Below are 19,258 nucleotides of genomic sequence, written 5' to 3'. Positions count from 1 at the left end.
CAGAGGCGCCGCGGCAGTTGCTCCAGCAGGTGCGTGCCTCCGCTGTTGCCCGGCGTCGTCCAGGCCCAATGTCGTCCGCAGTCTCAATAACCATCAAACGGGTCAGCATTGATGTCGCTGCGATTCACGCCGGCCTCCACCAGCGCCTGGTTCACGCTTTGAATCATCGCTGGTGGCCCGGCGAGATAGTAGACCGGCTCAGCGAGCGCGCCCACGTGCCGTCCGATCAGCTCCGGGCCAATATACTCGGTCTCTTCCGTCCAGCCCCGCCGCGATTGCCAGGGCTGCGTCATGGTGGGAATGAACCGGAACCACTCGTGTTCACGGGCAAGGGCGCGCAGTTCCTCCAGGAATGCCGCATCCTCCGGCCGCCGGTTCGAGTAAAACAGGAATAGCCTCCGCTGAAGCCTCTCGTGAACCGACTGCCGGATCATGCTGCGGAACGGCGTCACCCCAATTCCGCCGGCGAGAAAGACCGCAGGCCGCCGAGCGTCGTTCTGCAGCGTAAACGCCCCCTCGGGTTCGTCAATGATCAGTTCGCTGCCCAGCGGCAAAGCCCCCAGCCGCCGTTTGTAGGGCGTATTCCGCATGCGCATGGCGAACAGCAGCCGCCCCTCGCAGGGTGCGCTGGCAATCGTCAGGCTGCGGCTCTTGCCTTCCTCGTCCCATTCCGGCAGGTCGACCAGGCCGAGGTCGACAAATTGTCCCGGCGCATACCTCAGATTCGGTGGCTTCTCCAGATAGAACGCCGTGGTCTGCTCCGCGATCTCCTCGCGCGCCAGCAGCCGCAACCGCCAGTCCATGGTTCCAGACTAGCGGATGGCGGCAACTTGGGGAGCCCTGAGTGCCAGCGGGCGGATCCTGCCGGGAATCGAAGCCCGCACTCCAAGCGACCAACGGGATCGACCAGGGCAAAAAGTGGCGAGCCACAAGCAAAGGGGCTGCACCTTCTAGCGCAGCCCCTAGCAGTCATGGCTCGCGACCTCCTAGGCAGCCAGGGCAGGCATAGCGGGACGGCGACGCATCCGCAATCCCAGACCTAGCACCAGCAGACCCACGCCCACCAGCGCGAGCGTGCTCGGCTCCGGCGTGGGCGAAATGCCGCCGGCGCCACTTGCCGACAGGCTCGAGGTCAGCGACAGGTTCGTGCCCACCAGCGTCGAAACATTGGTGTTGGTTGGGAACTGCACGTTGAGCGTAAGGATGCCGCCGCTCGAGGTAAAGGCGCTGGCCAGCAGTCCCCCCGTCAGATTGAGGTTCGCGCCCAGATTGGTGTTGAACGCTCCTTGACTGGATCCCTGCGCCTGCGTGAAGTTGAGCAGGTTCAGCGTGCCCGACAGCAACGTCCCGGTCTGACCGTTCGCTGAACCTGTGAGGTTAAAATTGATCGGCGCCGATGCCGAGGCATTGAACCCTCCGCTGCCGTTCGGGCTCAACACGATGGAGTTGGGGTTAGAGGTGATGGTGAACGAGCCGGACGAGGCCAGCGTTCCGCTGCCGGTCCCTGAGCCCGTGAGCGTGCAGCTCCCCAACAGGCCGCACGAACCCAGCGACACGCCGATGTTCTGCGAGCCTGAGCCTTGTCCGGTAAACGTCACTGTCTGGCCGGCGCCGGCCGTCAACTGAATGGTGCTTTGCGCGGCCGCAGCGACACCCAGGGCCAGGATCACGGCCAGGCCAGTTGTCATTGCGAGCGTAATTCTTCGTCTCATGGTTGTGTTGTTCTCCCTTGCCAATGAATTCGGAAGATCTGCCTGCGCACAAGCAGCTCATCCGCAGCTTCTGTACTGCAACTCCCGGGCCAAACCTGGGCCTCGACCGCAAGTGCTGTGCGCTCAACATAGGCGGCTGCACACCGCGCCCCGGCGCAGGTTGTAGCCCCTGGAAACATGCAATCGCTTGCGGTAGAGTGCCGCTGGCTGTTCAGCACGCCGGAAAACAAAGGGGGCTGCGCCTTCAACGCAGCCCCCGTGAGTGCTTCTGCCCGTCTTCTTTGCAATTATGCCGGCATCTCTGCGTGGGGATGGCGGATGCGCAACCCCACGCCCAGCACCAGCAGGCCCGCACCCACCAAGGCAAGCGTGCTGGGTTCCGGCGCCGGTGAAATCCCTCCCGCGCCGCTCGCCGACAAGCTCGAAACCAATGAGCGATTCGTTCCCGTGAGGCCCGACAGACTGCCCCCACAGGGAAACTCTACGTTCAAGCCGAGGACCGCGCTATCCGATCCGAACCAACTGGCCAGCATCCCTTCCGTCACGTTCAGATTGGCGCTGATACTGGTGTTGAACCTTCCTTGACTGGCGCTCTTCGTCTGCACAAAATTCAGCAGAGTCAGCGTGCCCGCGAGTAACGTCCCGCTCTGTCCGTTGGCCGAACCGGTGAGAGTGAGGTAGATGGGGGAGGATGCGGACGCGGTGTAACTGCCACCGCCGTTGGGCGTTAAGACGATGCTGTTGGCGCTCGATCGGATGTTGAACGTGCCCGAAGAGGCAAGCGAACCGCTGCCCGTGCCTGCGCCGCCGAGGCTGCAGTCTCCGCTCCAGCTACAGGCACCCAGCGTGACGCCGATCGTCCGTGAAGTCGAGCCTTGCCCGGTGAACGTCACCACCTGGCCCGGTCCTGCATTTAATTGAATCGTGCTTTGCGCCGCGCCCGTAGCGCTCAGGGCTGCGATCATAGCGAGTCCGGCAATAGCTGCCAGTGAAGGCCTTGGTTTCATGCGCTCTCCCTTACCGACGTAGAGTAGGTAGTCTGCCTGCAAGCAGCGCAACCGCTCTCTTTATGTGCAACTCCAGGGCCAATCCGGATGAAGGGAGGTAAAGAGCGCGTCCTCAACGCCGTGCGCTTCGGTGGTGGGGATCGTCCCGGTTTCTGCCGCGGCGAAAAGCGCAATCGCTTGCGAGCATGCGTCGAATCCGTTGCAGCCGGCTAGTGGGCGATGGGACGGGCCGCCGCCGCACTGGGCCCAAGTTGATAGAGCTGCAGCTTATTCAGCAGTGCCCGATAGCTGATATTCAACGCGCGTGCCGCAACCGTCCGGTTCCAGTGACAGTCTTCGAGAGCCCGCGCAATGGTTTGGCGTTCGACCTCGCTCGCCACCCGATGGACCACATCCTTTAAGCCTTCGCCCGGCTGGGAGGCCGCCTCGGCGTGATTCCCAGACGGCGGCGCTGCGGAGGGGGACACGTCCAGCCATGCCTGTTCGCCAAAGATCAGGTATCGTTTCACAAAATTTTCCAGTTCGCGCACGTTCCCCGGCCAGGCGTACCGCACACAGCATTCCCGTAGCGCCGGACTCAGCGGCCGGTGGGGGCAACGCAGCTCCGCCGCGTACCGCTCCAGAAAATACTCGGTTAGCGGCAGAATATCCTCCTGCCGTTCCCTCAACGGTGGCAGATGCAGCGAGAATACGTTGAGCCGGAAGAACAGATCCTCGCGAAATTGCCGTTCCGCCATCGCGCGCGGCAGATCTACATTGGTAGCGGCCAGGATCCGCACATCTGCAAACAGCTCCTGCCGTCCGCCCAGGCGTGTGAAGCGATGATCTTGCAGTACGTGCAGCAGTTTTGCCTGCAGCGCCAGTGGTAGTTCTCCAATTTCGTCCAGAAACAGCGTCCCCTTGTCGCAACTCTCGAAATGGCCTGGTTTGGTCCGTGTGGCGCCGGTAAACGCGCCTGCCTCATACCCGAACAACTCACTTTCCAGTAGATCGTGGGGCAGAGCGGCGCAATTGATCTTCAAAAATCGATGCGATCGCCGCGGCGAACAGTCGTGGACGATGTGCGCCAGTACCTCTTTGCCCGTCCCGCTTTCGCCGAGAAGCAGAACCGGCAGGTTGAACCCTGCCAACTGTTGCGCCCGTGCGCCCAGGGCGATCATGGCCGGGCTCTGCGCCACCATCCAGCGCTGCAGTCCTAACTGCTGCTGCAGAGGCTGGGGCACAGGTGTCACTTCAGGTACAGCAGCAAACGCAGCCGACAAATATGGCATCCAGCTCTCCCTTGACTAACAGTTTTCGACAAAGAGGCGACTTTTTTCAGCTTGGCAGCGCGTGCGGAAGGCGACAATCCGGGGAACTCTCGAACGTGCCTCGAAAAATGCCGGATGGGGTAAGGGGTCTTTACGGCTGGATCAAGCCCCGCCGGATGGCGTAGCGCACTAGGCCCGCCACGTTGCGGACCCCCAGCTTGTCCATAATGTGGGTGCGGTGCGATTCGGCTGTCTTGAGCGTGATGCCGAGCAGGCTGGCGATCTCTTTCGTGGTTTTCCCCTCGGCGACGAGTTGCAACACCTGCCGTTCGCGTGCGCCCAGTACCTCCGGGTTCGGGTCGGCCCGGTTGAGATAGGCATGAACAAGCGTGCCGGAAACGGCCGGGCTCAGGAACATACTGCCCGAGGCCGCTTCGTTGATGGCGCGCACTAGATCGGCGCTGCTCTTGCTCTTGAGCACGTAGCCGGAGATTCCCGCCTGCAGAGCTTCCAGCACGTAGCGCTCGTCGCTGTGCATGGTCAGTAAGACGCAGCGCGTGTTCGGCGCCTGGCGCACGATTTCTCGTGCGGCATCGAGGCCATTCAGCAGCGGCATGTTCAGGTCCAGTACTGCAACCTGCGGATGGCAGGTGGTAGCCAGTTTCACCGCCGTGTGACCGTCGCTGGCTTCCGCCAGCACCTGAAAGCCTTCGTGTTCGAGCAGCAGGCGCAGGCTCTGGCGCACGATTTCGTGATCATCGGCCAGCAGCAGCCGAATCGCCATGCAGCCCTCCTTTCTCGGGCACGGGAATGCGCAAATGTACCTGCACGCCTGCGCCCGGCTGGGTCTCGATCTCGAGTTCACCCTCCACGCCGCGCAACCGCTCGCGCATGCCGTTGAGGCCCATGCCTTCGCCGCCTTCCTGCGAAGGCGGCGGCGCGAAGCCCCGGCCGTCATCGCTCACCTGTAGTTCCACCGTGCCGCCACGCTGCTGCAAGTGCATGCGGACGCGTGAAGCCTGGGCATGCCGCACCACATTGTTGAGCGTTTCCTGAGCGCAGCGGTAGAGGCACAGCTCCACCGCGCGCGGCAGCCGCTGCGGCAGCTCGCCCTCGACGGAAATGTGTAATCCCGAACGGCCGGCGACGCCGTCGGCAAGAAATTCCAGCGCCGGTCGCAGACCCAGGTCGGCGAGCAGCGCCGGATGCATCTCGTGGGCCAGCCGGCGGATGCCGAATTCCACGTCGTCCAGCAGTTTCCGCACCGCGGCGAATTCCTCCTGCTGCGCCGCCGGCAGGCGGTGCACCGCCTGATCCAGCCGTATCATCACCGCCGCCAGAAGCTGTCCGGATTCATCGTGCAGGGCGCGCGCGATCTGCTCGATCTGATCTTCCAAATGTTCATTGGCCCGCCGGAGTGCCGCGTTGGCGTCATGATAGCCGCGCAGCAACATTTCATAGCCGCCCTCGACTTCCTGCAATAACCTTCCCGCGGCAAGCAGACGCGGCGCGCCGGCTTCCATGCGAGTGGCAAGCTGGGCCAGCGCGCGGTGATGCATCTCGCTCAACTCCAGCAGCGTGACGCCAGCGCCGAGCAGCGCCCGGCCCATTTGGTAGGCCGCCTCCAATACCTCTTCGGTCTCGTCGCCGGCTGCGCTCCAATGTTGCTCCAGCAGCCGGGCATAGGCCGCCGTCCTGTCCTCTGCCGGGAGCGTCCAGGGCGGCGCGCTCATGACCCCGTCTCCAGGGCGTAGCGGGCCACCAGCACCAGCGCATCGTCCTTGCCCCGCTCGCACGTGCGCAGCAGCGTCGCCGCGGCGCGGTCGGGGGGCGAAATCAGGTCGTTGAACCCCGACACGGCGGCCTGGTCGAGACCGTCGGTGAACAACACCAGCGTATCGCCGGGCGCAACGGTGGTGATAGCGGCATAGGGCGGCGGCAGTTGCAACCCCAGAGTTCCGCCCCGGCAGAGCAGATATTCGTGCGCGCCTTCGCCGGTCTCCCGGGCGCGTAACAGCATGCCGTTCACGTTGCCGACGCCAGCCCAGGTGAGCTGGGCCTCGCGGTAGTCGATCCACGCCAGACTCATCACCGCGCCGCGTGTGCCTCGCAAGGCTTCGTGGCAGTCCCGTAACAGTTGCAGAACCGAATGCTGTGCCGCGTGCCGCAACGCCTTCATCCCGGCCTCGGCCGCCTCGGCCGCCTCCGCCCCGTGGCCGAGGCCGTCGGCCACGGCCAGCAAGCAACCCTGTTCCTGTTCCACCACCAGCGCCGCATCGCCGCTGCGCGTTTCTCCGGCGAGGGGATGTTCGGCGATGCCCCAACGCACGCGGCAGATTGGCGCTGCCGGTTTCATGAGCGGCGCCACTTTGCAATCCGGACCGTGGTTCCGAGGCCGGGGTAACTATCGATTTCAAAGCTGTCCATCAGCCGCTTCACGCCCGGCAGTCCCAGACCGAGGCCGCCGGAGGTCGAGAAGCCGTCCTGCATGGCGCGCGTCAGGTCGGCAATCCCCGGTCCGTGGTCACGCGCCACAATGAGCAGCCCGCAGCGTGCGTCCTCGGCGACCAGGTGGATTTCCAGCATGCCTTCGCGCGCATAGAGCACAATGTTGCGTGCCAGCTCGGAGATGGCAGTGGCAATCAGCGTCAAGTCGGTCGCCACAAAGCCAGCCGTCTGCCCCATCTCGCGGCCGCGCTGCCGCGCCAGCAGGATGTCCCGGTCCGTGCGGATGCGGATGCGCTCAGCGCTGGCCACGGCTCACCGGACCGCGCCCGGCGCCACGCGTGGCAAGGGGGGAGCTTTTCCGTGCGGCAGGGGTGGTTCGCTCTTGCAGATAGGCCAGGCCTTCTTCCAAATCCAGCGCCGTCGCTACCCCCTCCAGCGACAGGCCCAACTGCACCATAGTGAACGCCAGCTCCGGATGGATACCCACGATGACAGTTTCAGCGCCCCGAAAACCGGCCATGTGGGCAATGTCGCGGAGCGTGCGGCAGGCGAAGGAATCGAGCACGTCCACCGCCGTCACGTCCACAATCACGCCCCGCGAGCGGAACTTTCCCACCTGCTCCACCAGCGAGCGGCGCAGTTGCGCCAAATCCGCATCCGTCAGCGCCGACTGTACGGTGGCAATGAGAAAATGGCCCTGTTTGAGTACGGGTACATCCACGCCTTGTCCTTAATAATGGTCCTGAGGCTTACCTTACGCTTCTACCGCCCCTTCCACAAACGGCACCACCTTATAGCCGAGCAAACGCTCCGCCTCTTCAATGCCACCCTGCAGATCACCAACGGTGGTCATCTTACCCAGATCCACCCCAATCGTAACCAGCGTTTGCGCAATTTCCGGCGATAGGCCGGTGACGATGACGGTGGCGCCCAGCAGGCGCGACGCCTCCACCGTTTGCACCAGGTGGTTGGCGACCGTGGCATCCATCGCCGCCACGCCCGTAATATCAATCACGACCACCTTGGCGCGGTTGGTGCGGATGCCGCGCAGCAGTTGTTCGGTAAGCTGGCGCGCGCGCTGTGGGTCGATGACGCCGATGATAGGCAAAATCAGCAGCCGCTCGCGCACCTGTAACACCGGCGTGGACAGCTCGCGGATGGCTTCCTGCTGCTCGCGGATGATGCGCTCGCGCTCCTGCACGAAGCCGACCGCCACGGTGTTGGCGATGCGATTCGCTGCCGGTTCGTAGGCATCCAGAATCCGGTTCAGTTTGGTGAAGTCGGTCTGGTACTTGGCAAAGAGCGACCGCGCCAGCACGTCGCGCAGCAGCAACACGATGCCGACGACTTCGTGCGTTTCGACGCCGCGCGGAATGATGCGCTCCGACAGGTTGCGGGCATAGGCCTGCAGCGCCTCGAAAGTGCCGGTTTCCAGCGCCTCGACGTAGTTGTCGTACACCGAGGTGGCTTCGGCGAAGATTTCTTCCTTGGTCATCGCCGTCAGCAGTTCGGCTTCGGTGATGCGCCGCGCCCATTCTTCGCGCAATTGGGTGCGGTTTTGCCGCAGGTGGGCCACCAGCTCGCGCAGCAGCGTGCTGGCAGCTTCCGCGGTGGCGGTGGCGGTCGCGGTGGAAATGTTCGGGGTAGGGGTTCCGCGTGTGGGCATGTGGCGCCTCGCCGCCCGGGAAATGCACAACTTTGGGCGGAAGGTCAGCTTAGCGCGGTGGGCGGCTGCGCTGTCAAGGCTTTCCGCTCATGGTTTACCCGGACTTGCGTGGCGAAAAACCCTGATGCAGCCAACCGCGCGCCAATCTGCACGAGGTTGCATAGCCGTGCCCGTGGCAGCGCGTGTTTTTCCGCGTGGGGATTGAAAATTGGCTCTGGCACGAATGGCCGCCGGCGTGCAAGTAGTCAAGCAGTGAAGACAATGACTTCGACTGCGATGGACGAGGCGGCAAGCGGGGCGAGCGGATCGCCCTGCCATGGCCTGGCGGAGCCGGAAATCTTGTTCGGCAGCTCGCGCGCCATGCAGCGCGTGCGCGAAAAGCTCGATCTCCTCAGCTCTACGCCCATCCCGGTGCTCATCACCGGCGAAAGCGGCACAGGCAAGGAACTGGTGGCGCGGCTGTTGCACCGGCAGGCGACTGTGCCCGGTCCGTTCGTGAAGCTCAACTGCCCCGCCATCCCCGGCAGCTTGCTCGAGAGCGAACTATTTGGGTTTGAAAAGGGTGCCTTCACCGGCGCTCATCTCTGCAAGCCAGGGCGCATCGAACAGGCCGAAGGCGGCACGCTGTTTCTGGACGAAATCGGCGAGCTCGAATTGAGCCTGCAGGGCAAGCTGCTGCAATTGCTCCAGGACGGCCATTTCATGCGGCTGGGCGGGCGCACCGAGCTGCGCGCCTCGACGCGCATGCTGTTTGCCACCAATCGAGACCTGGATGCCGAAGTCGCCGCGGGCCGGCTGCGCAGCGACCTGTACTACCGCATCAACGTGGTGGGCATTGCACTGCCGCCGCTGCGCCACCGGCGCGAAGACATTCCTCGCCTGGCGCGCCACTTCATTGACGTCTACAGCCGCCACTTCGAACGCAAGGTGCCGTCGCTGGCGCCCGAGCTTGTGAGCCTGCTGCAACGGTACCGCTGGCCCGGCAACGTCCGCGAACTGGAAAACATGATGAAGCGGTACGTCGTGCTGGGCAGCGCCATGGAACTGCTGCCCCCCTTGGCCGATTGCACCGCCTCCGAGACCGACTTGGGTGACAACGTGTCACTCAAAGCCCTCACGCGGCGCGCGACGCGCGAGCTGGAGCGCAACATCATTCTGCAAGCGCTGGCCGCGCATCACTGGCACCGCAAGCGCACCGCCGCGGCGCTGCAGATCAGTTACCGCGCGCTGCTGTACAAGCTGAAGGAAAACGGCTTGCACGTCGACTCCGGGCCCGTTCCGATTCCCAGCCCCGAGGAGGACGTATGAACTTCGGGCGGCTATCGCTCCTTGGCGGCGCCGTGGTACTGGCCGGCCTCTTGGCCGCCTCAGCCCAGACGCCCCTGCATTGGCTCATGCCTTGGCACGGTCATGCGGCGCAGAAGGCGCCCGCTCCGAGCGCCGGGCGGCGTGACGGCGCGGATGGCTCGGAGACCGGGTATCGCATCGGTCCTGGCGACGTGCTCCGCATTGACGTTTGGAAAGAAGCCGAGATCTCGCAAACCGAACCCGTTCGCCCGGACGGCAACATCACCCTGCCGCTTGTCGGCGCGGTGCGCGCCAGCGGCCTTACGCCGGCCGAATTGAGCCAGCAGATCGAAACCAAACTGGCAGCCTACATCGCCCACCCGGACGTGACCGTTATGGTCGACAAAGTTGTCAGCCGTGCGTTTCAGGTGCTGGGATCCGTGCTCCGTCCCGGCAGCTATCCGCTGGTGCGGCCCACGCACGTTCTGCAAGCGCTGGCCCTGGCGGGTGGCTTTACGCCCTTTGCCGACCGCGATCACATCCTGGTGCTGCACTGGGATGCCGGCGGCCAACAGGAGCGTTTTCATTTCAACTACTCTGACGTTATCCACGGCCATCGCCTGCAGCAGGATCGCCTGCTCCAGCCCGGAGATACCCTCATTGTCCCGTAAGCGCCTCGTAGGGCTCGCGGCCGTGTTCACCGCGTTGAGCTGTGCAGCGGCGGCACAGGCGCCGCCGGCAGCGCCCAGTCCCTGGAGTATCGCGGCCACCGCGCAGTCCAGCTATGACAGCAACCTGCTGCAGGACAACCAGCAGACCATCGCCGGCTGGGAGCAGGAATTGAACGGTCTGCTGCAGTGGCAGCAATTGTCGCCCACCCACCGCCTGCAGCTGCAATATCGCCCGGCGATGCAAATCGTCACCGCCTATCCTGGCCTGAACAGTTTCAACCAGACCGCCGTTGCCAACCTCAGGATGAAGCCCAGCCCGCGTTGGACTCTGGGAGGCAGTGCCGACGGCAGCTACTTGGAGCGCATGCCCACGACCGGCGTCGGTTCGGTCACCGGCCTCGCCGGCGTGGCGCCTCTGCCCTTACTGCCGCGCACCCGCGCCGTCTCGGGAGATGCCCAGCTTCAGCTTGGCTACGCCATGAGCGCGCGCAGCTCGCTGCAGGCCTTCGGCGAGTTTACCGAACGCCGTTTTCCCGGCGCCGGCGTATGGGCGCAGACCTTGCGTGGCGTCAAAGGCGAAAACAGCGGCCTGCGCTACAGCTTCACCGCTACCCCACGCACCACCTGGGGACTCGAACTGGACCAGCAGAATTTCGGCATCGGCCATGACGCCCATCTCGCCGCCGCCAGCCTGCTGCTGCACTTTCAGCACGATTTCACGCCGGTAACGTCGGTTCAGTTTTCTGGCGGACCCGAGTACAGCCAGGTCCACGAGACCGATCAGCTTCATCTGAACATCGGCGGTCTGCCGCTCACGCTCACCGACCGCTTCTACCGCGTGCGCACCTATCCCCGTCTGACCGCGAGCATTACCCATCAGGGCCGCGGCTGGCCCTGGCGCCTGACCCTGGGCCAGCAAATCAGCAATGGCGGCGGCGCCCTGCCGTTTCCCACTTCGCTGTTCACCGCCTCGGGTTCCATCGCACGGCAGATTTCGCCCCAGTGGCGTGCGCAATTCGGCCTGAACGCCTCACAATTCAACGCCCTTGACGGCGGGGCGGACTTGGTCGGCCACGTGCGTCTTGCGGCGATCGATGCCGCCCTCGCGCGCCGCTTGGGGCGGCAGCTCAGCCTGGAGTTCGATTACGAGTATTTTCTGCAGCGCAGCTCCGGCCTGATGCCTCTGGCTCCCGCCCTCAACCGCAGTCTCGGCGGCATCCGGTTGCGCTGGCAATGGCCGCCATTACCCGAAGGAGGAGTCTAAATTGTCCCTGGGGGGTTCGACTTCGACCATGAGTGTGCAGGCCGTCGGCGCCATCTTTCGCCGCCGGCGCTGGTGGCTGCTGCTGCCGCTGCTGTGCGGCTGGGCCGCCGTAGCCTCGCTCCGCTACGTGCTGCCGGCTCAGTATCAGTCGCAGGCCTTGCTGCTGATCGAGCAGCAATCCGTTCCGCATACCTACGTGCAGCCCAACGTCACCTTCAATGCAGATCAAATGCTGCAAAGTCTTGGCCAGCAGGTGCTCAGTCACGACCGCTTGGCGCAGGTCGTACGGCAGTATCACCTGTATCCCGCCGTCGAGGCGCGCCAAGGTCTCGACGCTGCGATTCTCAAGTTGCGCAAGGCGATCTCCATCCAGCCGGTGAGTCTCGCCAGCTTGCCCCATCCCCAAAGCGGCGACTGGAGCGCCATCACCATCGCCTTCCAGGCGCCCTCGCCTGCGCTCGCCCAGGCTGTCGCCAACGATCTCACCACCCTGTTCATTCAGGACAACCTGCAGGCCACGCAGCAAGCCTCGGCCCAGACTACGTCCTTTCTCGACCAACAAGTGCAGCAAGCCGCCGCACAACTGCAACAGACGCGGGCTCAGGTGCAGAGCTTCGAGCACGCGCATCTGGGTACCCTGCCCGGTCAGACGCAGACCAATCTGGCTATGGCCATGAGTCTGCAAACCGAACTGGCGTCGAGCCTCGCCGCGATCCATAGCACCAAGCAGGAAATTGCCTCCGATCGCGCGCTGCTGGCGCAGGCGCCCACCCCCGCGCAGCAGGCGCAGCAACAACAATTGGCGGCGCTCGAAGCGCAGTTACAGCAGTTGCGCAGTCGCTATACCGATCGCTATCCAGCGGTTGTCGCACTGCAGCAGCAGATCGTAGCGCTGCAGCACTCCCCACACCCGGCCGCCGCGGCTGGTGCTTCCGGCTCCTCCATTCCCGCCGCCCAGAGTTCGCTGGCCTTGAGCCAGGTGCGCAGCCAGTTGCAGGCCGATGAAGCCCTCCTGCCGGAGCAGCAAAAACAAGTGAGTGCGTTACGGCGCGAGGCCGGCGAGTACCAGCGCCGCCTGTCGCTGGCACCTCTGCCGGCAACCCAGTTGGCCAGCCTGCAAGGGCAGGAGCAACTGGCGGTGACAGCCTACCAGGATCTGTTAGGCAAGCGCAACGCGTCGCAGATGGCCAGTCAGCTCGAAGCTCAGCAAGGCGGCGCGCAGTTCCGGTTGCTGGATGCGCCGGCACTGCCGCAAAAACCCATCTCGCCCAAGCCCGGCGTGTTGAGCCTGCTGGGGGTAGTCGTGGGGTTGATTCTCGGCCTGGCCGTCAGTGCGGCCGCCGAACTGCTGCAGGATCGCATCCGTGGTGAAGCTGAAATCGTCGCGTTAGGGCTCACGCCCATTCTGGCGCGCGTGCCCAGTCTGCGCAGCCTCAGTGAGATGAGGCGGCGCCGCTGGCAGTCACGCTTCGAGTGGGCGGCCGGCGCGGCGCTGCTGCTGGTGCTCATCGCGGGCAATGTGTGGATGCTGCGGGGTTGAACTATGGCCATGACGGAAACTGCTACGGCTACGCTGATTAGTCTTTCCCCCCTCCCCCTGCAGGCCATAGATCTGGAGCGTGTCACCAGCCTGCTGCCGCCGCTGCCGGTTCCAGGGCGCCTTGCCGCCTGCGCGGATCCGCAGAGTGTGGGCGCGGAGCAATTCCGCCGCTTGGCCGTCACGCTGCAGCACATCCGCGCCCAGCGCCCGCTGCACACGGTGCTGGTCAGCAGCGCCGCGCCGGCCGAAGGCAAATCCATCAGTGCCGCCAATCTGGCTTACACGCTGGCGCGCCCAGGCTGCGAACGCGTTCTGTTGCTCGAAGGTGACTTGCACCGTCCGGCGCTGCTGGCCCGCATGGGTGTGAAGCGCGAGCGTGGGCTGGCGGATTGGCTCGAGCAACGCCTGCCACTGGCGCAATGCATGGCGCGCTGGAGCGGTCTGCCGCTCTGGCTTTTGCCCGCCGGCCGCCGCCGCCGCCTGCCGCTCGAATTGCTCCAGACCTGGACGCCCGCCTGCATTCTGCAACTGCTGGCGCCGCATTTCGACTGGATTATCGTCGATTCCCCTCCGCTTTTGCCCATGGCCGACGCCGCCCATTGGGCGTGCGCTGTCGATGGCGTGATTCTGACCATCCGCGCCGATCGTACCCGCCTTGCGGATCTGCAACTGGCTGTTCGCCAGCTCGAACGCAAGAAGTTCTTGGGCGTTGTCCTCAATGAGTGTTCGGCGCGTGAGCACAGCTACTACCGCCGCTACTATCCCGGCGATTCCAAACAGGGCAGGGAAGACTGATGGCCAGGCCCACCGTTTACCTTCCGCGCCGCCGCGGCTGGCAGTTCGCGCTCAGTGAAGCCGGTGTCATGGTGCTCGCGCTCAGTGCCTGGTTCCTCGTCCGCTTCGGCCGTGACGCCTTGTTGGTTTTGCAGGAAGACGGCGGCTGGCGCATCGCGCTCATCTGCCTGCTCGGGGTTCTGTGTTTGTATATCTGCGATTTGTACGAGTGCCCGGTCCTGGGAGACTGGCGTGAACTCTGGCGGCGATTGCCGCTGGCTCTTGGCACCATGGCGCTGGCACTGGCGGTTTGGCAATGGCTTCATCCCGCTCTCATCCCCGGACCGCGGCTGGCGCTTCTGAGCCTTGCCGCGGCGTTCCTTGCCGTCGCTGGTCTGCGCGCTCTGTGGCAGGGCTGCGTGGGCCTCTTCCGGTTGCGGCAGGCTGCTGTCGTGATCGGCTCAGGCGCGCTCACCCAGTCCCTGCATCGTGAGCTGCGCCGCCATGGTGAGCTCGGCTGGCGTCTGACCGGCTGCCTCAGCGCCCCGGAGCCGGAGAGTCTGCTGGCTTTGGCCGGCGCCGGTGCCCGCGGTTGGCGCCAGCGCCTGCTGGCTACCTTTCCCGGCGGCTGGGCCAGCGTTGATGCCGGCCTGCGCAGCCGGCTCACCCGCGCCGGCTGTAGTCTCGAGGATGGCGTGGCCTGGTATGAGCGCCTGAGCGGCAAAGCGGCGCTGCCGGCTCCCCTGGGCGTCTGCCGCCGCTCGCACCTCACCCGCACGGCCAAACGCTGTTTCGACGTATTCGTCGCGGCTATGGCCCTCCTGTTGTGCTGGCCCCTGTTGCTCTTGCTTTCTGCGCTCATTGCTCTCGACTCGCGCGGTCCAGTGATTTTCTGCCAACCGCGCATTGGGCAGTACGGCCGCTCGTTCACGATCTTCAAGTTCCGCACCATGGTGCACGGCGCGCCGGCGCTGAAGAACGCTCCTGCCGCCCACGACGATCCTCGCTGTACGCGCGTGGGCCGCTGGCTGCGGCGCTTGCGGCTGGACGAGCTGCCGCAGCTGTGGAACATTCTGCGCGGGGAGATGAGCTTGGTCGGACCCCGTCCCTTTGTGCCCGATCAGGAGCAGGACTGCTGCCGCTCGATAACCGGTTATACCCAGCGCTGGCAGGTCCCGCCCGGCGCTACCGGTTGGGCGCAGGTGAATCGCGGCTACTGCGCCACGCTCGCCGATAATCAGGAAAAGCTCGCCTACGATTTGTTCTACATCCGCCATCTGTCGCTCTGGTTCGACGCCATTATTCTGTTCGAAACCTTTAAGGTGGTCTGCTTCGGCCGGGGGGGACGATGAGCGCCGCCGTGCAGGTCACCCTGCAAGCTCTCTTTTGGACGGCCTGCGGTCTGGTGCTGTATACCTACGCCGGCTATCCGTTGCTGCTGTTTCTGGCCTCTTCGGCTATCGAGCTGCGGCGTACTTGGTGGCATCTGCTGCGCGACAGTCCCGCTGCCGCTCCGGCCTCAGTCCCACTGCCGGGCGTGAGCATCGTCATTGCCGCCCACAACGAAGAGGCAGAAATTGCCGGCCTTTGCGCCAGCTTGCGCGCGCTGGACTATCCGCGCGATCGGCTCCAGATGATTCTGGTCTCCGATGGCTCGACCGATGGAACCGACGCCTGCTTTGAGCGGTTGTGCGAGCCTTGGATGCATCTATTGCGCCAACCCGTGCGCGCCGGCAAGGCCAGTGCCCTGAATGCCGGCGCCGCCTGCGCCCGCCACGAAGTGCTGGTTCTGCTCGACGCCAGCACCCGCCCACAACACGATACCGTCCGCCGCCTGGCACGTCATTTCACCCACCCCGAGGTCGGCGTCGTTTGCGGCGCCTTGCGCTTCCGCCATCACGCCGGCTCGCGGCAGACTGAAGGCGTCTACTGGAGCTACGAGTGCCTGCTGCGGCTGATGGAGGGCCGGCTCGGAGCCACCCTCACCGCCAGTGGCGCTCTTTATGCCGTGCGCCGCTCCTGTTTTCCACGCCTGCGCCCCGAGGCCTGGATCGAAGACTTCCTGATCCCCATGCAGGCCCGCCGCGCCGGTTTCGCCGTGCTCTATGATCCGGACGCCTGGGCCTGGGAGGTCCCGGCGCCCTCGCTGGGCGGCGAGTTCCGCCGCCGCGTCCGCCTCGCCGTGGGTAGCTTTCGCGGCTTGAACGAACTCCTGCGCACGCCCCTCGATGGCCTCACCCGCTGGGCGCTGCTCTCTCACAAATTACTGCGCTGGGGCGTGCCGTTTTTCCTTTTGTTTGCCCTCGCCGGCAGTCTGGCTTTGTGGTCTCTGCCGTTTTACCGCTGCCTGGCGCTGGCACAGCTTGGAGTTTACTGGCTGGCCTGGGCCGGAAACCGCCGCCACAAACTGGCGCGGGGAATCTATTTCTTCCTTGCCATGAACGCCGCTTTTCTCTGGGGGTTCATGCTCTTCCTGTTCGATCGAAGGGAGACCGCATGGCAGCAAGTACGCTAGCACCCGCCTTGATGTTGCTCTATCACGGTCTCGAGCGTGCGCAGCAACCCTGCGACGCGCGCTTTACCCTCTCCTGCGCGGCCTTCTATGACCACCTCTGGCTCTTACGCCGTCGGCAGCAAAGGGGTGAGATCACGGTGGTGTCGCTGGCTTCGTGGTGGCAGGGAAAAGCCTGCCAAGGCCGCCCCGTGGTGCTTTGTTTTGATGACGGCAGGAGCAGTGACGCCGAAGTCGCGCTGCCGGCGTTGGTGAAATTTGGCATGCCGGCCAGCTTCTTCTTGAGCACCGCCCACATCGGCAAACCCGGCTATCTCACCTGGAACGGGGTCGAAGCCCTCCGGCGCGCAGGTATGGGCATCGAGTCCCACGGCCATGACCACCGCCCCTTCACGCAATTCCCGGCTGCCGTGCTGGCCGAACAACTGCGCACCTCCCGGCATATGTTGCAGGATCATGCCGGTACGCCCGTGCACTTCCTCGCCGCACCCTATGGCCTGTGGAATCGGCATGTCTTCCGCGCCGCGCTACAGGCTGGCTTTAGCGCGCTCTGCACCTCGCATCCCGGCTTGGCATCGCCTCGCGCGCCCCGGCTGGCGCGCAACGGCATTCTCGCCCACACTTCGGCCCGGCAATTGCAACGCTGGCTGGCGGGCCGCCCGGGTAGCTTTGTCTGGCCGATCAGCCGTGATTACCTGTTATGGACACCCAAATACATCCTGATGCATTGTCCCTCCCTGCGGCAGCACGTAGTACCGCTTCCAGCGGGCGATCACTCAGCGTCTACGTTCTAGTGGATGCGCTCGGCTGGCGCGTCGCCGATGCCTACGGCTTTCTGCGCTCGGCCCTGCCCGTTCGCGCCCCGCTTCGCACTACGCTCGGCTATAGCTCCGGCGCCATCCCCACCATTTTGACCGGCGTGCCTCCCAGCGTTCACGGCCACTGGAATTTGCTCTACTACGATCCCCAGGGCTCGCCGTTTCGACGGTTACGGCATCTGCCTCCGGCGTTGCTGCAACGCCTGGATGGCCGCTACGGCCGCTTTGCCTTGGGCTGGATCGGCCGGCATCTGCTGGGTCTTGGGCCGAGTTTCGAGTGTGCCGTGCGGCCCGCGGATTTGCCCTGGTTCAACTGGGCGGAAAAGAGGCATCTGTATCAGCCTGGCAGTCTGGCGCCGTATCCTTCCGCCTTTGACAATTGGGAGCGGGCGCGCCTGCCCTATGCGATTTACTCCTACCGCAGTGGCGATGACTGGCGCCTGCTGCAGCGCGCGCGCCTGGCGATTGCCAGCGGCAAGACCAGGGTCATCTTCCTCTATCTTTGTGGACTGGATCACAGCTTGCATTGCCATCGCGACAATCCCGCCGCTCTGCGCGCCGATCTGACGCGTTACGCCACAGCGCTCGAAAGTCTGTATGCCGCCGCCTGCGCCGGTGATCCCCGCTGCCGCTTCCGCGTCTTTTCCGACCATGGCATGGCGCCGGTGAGCCGCCGCGTGCCCCTGCGGGCTGCGCTGCAGCAGCGCGGCTGGCAGCTTCAGCGCGACTATCTCGCCGTGTTCGATTCCACCATGTTGCGCCTGTGGTTCTTGAACCAGCAGGCACGGCACGACATCGAGGCTTGGCTGCGGACACTCGACTGCGGTCGCGTGCTGGACGAGGCCGAACTGCGGCGTCAGGGAGTTTGGTTTCCCGATGGCCGCTTCGGCGAGGTTATTTTCCTGCTCGACGCCGGTTGCATGGTGCGCGAGGGCGAATTCAACGGCCGGGGCTGGAACCCGAGCGGCATGCATGGCTACGATCCCGCCGATCCGGATTCGGACGCCGTTCTGCTCAGCAACGTGCCGGCGGATGCGCGGCTGACCCGCATCGATGACCTCTACACCTGCCTGTGCGAGCCGTTACAGGAGGAGCAGACGGCATGACCACACGCACAAGCCGGCTCCGGGTTTTGCACTGCAGCCTGTCGCAGGTGCGCGGCGGCGCCGAAGAGCACATGCTGACGCTGCTGCGCGGCCTCGACCCCGGACGCTTTGAACTTAATCTGAGCTGCCCCCCGGCGCTGCTGTCGCACCTGCCGGATTTGCCGGCCCATGTCCGGCTCGCCCCTCCACCTCCGCGTCAGGCCTGGCGCACGGCGGCCGGATGGCGTTGGCGGCAATCCCTGCGCCGCGAGCGCATCCAGATTGTTCACGCGCATCTGTCCAGCGCCAGCCGCGCCGTCATGCCCTGGGTGGCGCTGACACCCGGCGCCGTGTTGGTAGAGACACCGCACGTACGCGAAGACTGGCGCCGGGGCTGGAAGCGCAGCTCCTGGCTCGATCGTGCCGCCGGCTGCGGCGTTGCCGGATATATTGCGGTCTCGGCCGCCAATGCCATCTATCTCCGCCAGGATCGCCGACTGCCGGAGCACAAGATCCGCCTCATCCGCAATGGCATTAACCTGCAGGCTCTGCAGCAGGCGATGGCGGTGCAGTCCGACCCGCGCCCGGAGCTCGGTATCCCGCCCAGCGAAGTTCTCTTGGTCTGCGCCGCACGGTTGGAGCCGCAGAAGGGGCACGCCCTTCTGCTCGAGGCGCTGGCACGCCTCCGGGCTGCGGGTGGCGCCTCGTTCCGTCTGGTCTGCCTGGGCGAGGGATCCTTGCATGCGCGCCTGCAGCAACAGGCACAAAGCTTAGGCCTGGGCGCGCAGGTGTTGTTTCCGGGCTATTGCACTCACGTCGCGGCTTGGCTCGCCGTTGCTGACCTTTTCGTGCTGCCCTCGCACTATGAAGGCTTGCCCCTGGCCGCGATGGAAGCCGCCGCGGCCGGTTGCGTCATCGTCGCTACGGCGGTCGACGGCACGCCCGAGGTCGTCGGTGATGGACGCAACGGCTTGCTCGTTCCTCCCGGCAATGCCGGGGCGCTCGCCCAGGCGCTGGGCCGCCTGATCGCCGATCCGCAGTTGCGCCGCCAACTGGGCGAGCACGGGCGGCAGCGCGCCCTGCGCGAGTTCGATCAGCAGCGCCAGATTGCCGCCACCGCCGATTACTACGCCGAACTTGCCGTGATGCATGGCCTGGCGCCGGCGGCCACTCAGTCCAGGCTAACGCCGGTCCGTCCGGTAATGGGAGGGCGCCACGGCTGAG

The 19,258-nt window shown here is 65.0% G+C and carries 20 protein-coding genes; 10 read left to right on the top strand and 10 right to left on the bottom strand.

Annotated features, from left to right (window positions below; translation table 11 throughout):
- Positions 1-83: 83 nt before the first annotated feature.
- From EPN33_09995 to EPN33_09950, 10 genes are all read right to left on the bottom strand, one after another.
- The gene (locus tag EPN33_09995) at positions 84-803 is read right to left on the bottom strand and encodes an FAD-dependent oxidoreductase (protein ID TAN21977.1); all 720 of its coding nucleotides are present in this window, start codon (positions 801-803) and stop codon (positions 84-86) included.
- Between the two features lie 183 nt (positions 804-986).
- On the bottom strand, positions 987-1,712 hold the full coding sequence (locus EPN33_09990) for a PEP-CTERM sorting domain-containing protein (protein TAN21976.1): 726 nt from the start codon (positions 1,710-1,712) through the stop codon (positions 987-989).
- 287 nt (positions 1,713-1,999) lie between these two features.
- Positions 2,000-2,719, bottom strand: coding sequence for a PEP-CTERM sorting domain-containing protein (locus EPN33_09985; protein TAN21975.1), 720 nt, complete (start codon positions 2,717-2,719; stop codon positions 2,000-2,002).
- A gap of 209 nt (positions 2,720-2,928) precedes the next feature.
- Positions 2,929-3,990 carry a sigma-54-dependent Fis family transcriptional regulator gene (locus EPN33_09980; protein ID TAN21974.1) on the bottom strand — a complete coding sequence of 354 codons (1,062 nt, stop codon included), beginning with the start codon at positions 3,988-3,990 and terminating at the stop codon, positions 2,929-2,931.
- Between the two features lie 130 nt (positions 3,991-4,120).
- The gene (locus tag EPN33_09975) at positions 4,121-4,753 is read right to left on the bottom strand and encodes a response regulator transcription factor (protein TAN21973.1); all 633 of its coding nucleotides are present in this window, start codon (positions 4,751-4,753) and stop codon (positions 4,121-4,123) included.
- Entirely contained in the window at positions 4,725-5,702 is a 978-nt protein-coding gene (locus EPN33_09970) for a sensor histidine kinase (protein ID TAN21972.1), read from the bottom strand. The genes EPN33_09975 and EPN33_09970 overlap by 29 nt, the downstream gene beginning before the upstream one ends.
- Positions 5,699-6,325, bottom strand: coding sequence for a stage II sporulation protein E (SpoIIE) (locus EPN33_09965; GenBank protein TAN21971.1), 627 nt, complete (start codon positions 6,323-6,325; stop codon positions 5,699-5,701). Before EPN33_09965 ends, EPN33_09970 begins: the two co-directional genes overlap by 4 nt.
- On the bottom strand, positions 6,322-6,726 hold the full coding sequence (locus EPN33_09960; protein ID TAN21970.1) for an ATP-binding protein: 405 nt from the start codon (positions 6,724-6,726) through the stop codon (positions 6,322-6,324). Before EPN33_09960 ends, EPN33_09965 begins: the two co-directional genes overlap by 4 nt.
- Positions 6,713-7,138 (bottom strand): STAS domain-containing protein, encoded by a 426-nt coding sequence (locus tag EPN33_09955; protein ID TAN21969.1) that lies wholly within the window; start codon positions 7,136-7,138, stop codon positions 6,713-6,715. The genes EPN33_09960 and EPN33_09955 overlap by 14 nt, the downstream gene beginning before the upstream one ends.
- Positions 7,139-7,171: 33 nt before the next feature.
- Positions 7,172-8,083 (bottom strand): STAS domain-containing protein, encoded by a 912-nt coding sequence (locus tag EPN33_09950; protein ID TAN21968.1) that lies wholly within the window; start codon positions 8,081-8,083, stop codon positions 7,172-7,174.
- Between the two features lie 252 nt (positions 8,084-8,335).
- Between EPN33_09950 and EPN33_09945 the strand changes: the two genes are divergently transcribed.
- Genes EPN33_09945 through EPN33_09900 form a run of 10 tightly spaced genes read left to right on the top strand, consistent with a single transcriptional unit; the run spans position 8,336 to position 19,257 of the window.
- A complete protein-coding gene (locus EPN33_09945; protein ID TAN21967.1) occupies positions 8,336-9,391 on the top strand; it encodes a sigma-54-dependent Fis family transcriptional regulator in 1,056 nt (351 codons plus the stop codon).
- Entirely contained in the window at positions 9,388-10,041 is a 654-nt protein-coding gene (locus EPN33_09940; protein TAN21966.1) for a hypothetical protein, read from the top strand. The genes EPN33_09945 and EPN33_09940 overlap by 4 nt, the downstream gene beginning before the upstream one ends.
- Positions 10,031-11,305 (top strand): hypothetical protein, encoded by a 1,275-nt coding sequence (locus EPN33_09935; protein TAN21965.1) that lies wholly within the window; start codon positions 10,031-10,033, stop codon positions 11,303-11,305. The genes EPN33_09940 and EPN33_09935 overlap by 11 nt, the downstream gene beginning before the upstream one ends.
- A gap of 28 nt (positions 11,306-11,333) precedes the next feature.
- Positions 11,334-12,845 (top strand): hypothetical protein, encoded by a 1,512-nt coding sequence (locus tag EPN33_09930; GenBank protein ID TAN21964.1) that lies wholly within the window; start codon positions 11,334-11,336, stop codon positions 12,843-12,845.
- A gap of 9 nt (positions 12,846-12,854) precedes the next feature.
- Entirely contained in the window at positions 12,855-13,640 is a 786-nt protein-coding gene (locus tag EPN33_09925) for a hypothetical protein (GenBank protein TAN21963.1), read from the top strand.
- Positions 13,640-14,971 (top strand): hypothetical protein, encoded by a 1,332-nt coding sequence (locus EPN33_09920; GenBank protein TAN21962.1) that lies wholly within the window; start codon positions 13,640-13,642, stop codon positions 14,969-14,971. Before EPN33_09925 ends, EPN33_09920 begins: the two co-directional genes overlap by 1 nt.
- Positions 14,968-16,134 (top strand): glycosyltransferase family 2 protein, encoded by a 1,167-nt coding sequence (locus EPN33_09915; GenBank protein TAN21961.1) that lies wholly within the window; start codon positions 14,968-14,970, stop codon positions 16,132-16,134. Before EPN33_09920 ends, EPN33_09915 begins: the two co-directional genes overlap by 4 nt.
- Positions 16,116-16,925, top strand: a complete 810-nt coding sequence (locus EPN33_09910) for a polysaccharide deacetylase family protein (protein ID TAN21960.1) — start codon at positions 16,116-16,118, stop codon at positions 16,923-16,925. The genes EPN33_09915 and EPN33_09910 overlap by 19 nt, the downstream gene beginning before the upstream one ends.
- A complete protein-coding gene (locus EPN33_09905; GenBank protein TAN21959.1) occupies positions 16,832-18,055 on the top strand; it encodes a hypothetical protein in 1,224 nt (407 codons plus the stop codon). Before EPN33_09910 ends, EPN33_09905 begins: the two co-directional genes overlap by 94 nt.
- Positions 18,052-19,257, top strand: a complete 1,206-nt coding sequence (locus tag EPN33_09900; protein TAN21958.1) for a glycosyltransferase — start codon at positions 18,052-18,054, stop codon at positions 19,255-19,257. Before EPN33_09905 ends, EPN33_09900 begins: the two co-directional genes overlap by 4 nt.
- The last annotated feature ends 1 nt before the right edge of the window (position 19,258 follow it).

This window comes from Acidobacteriota bacterium, assembly GCA_004299485.1.
Taxonomy (GTDB): Bacteria; Acidobacteriota; Terriglobia; order Terriglobales; family SCQP01; genus SCQP01.
Note: the sequence above shows the minus strand (reverse complement) of the source record. Positions and strands in the feature narration are given on the sequence as shown.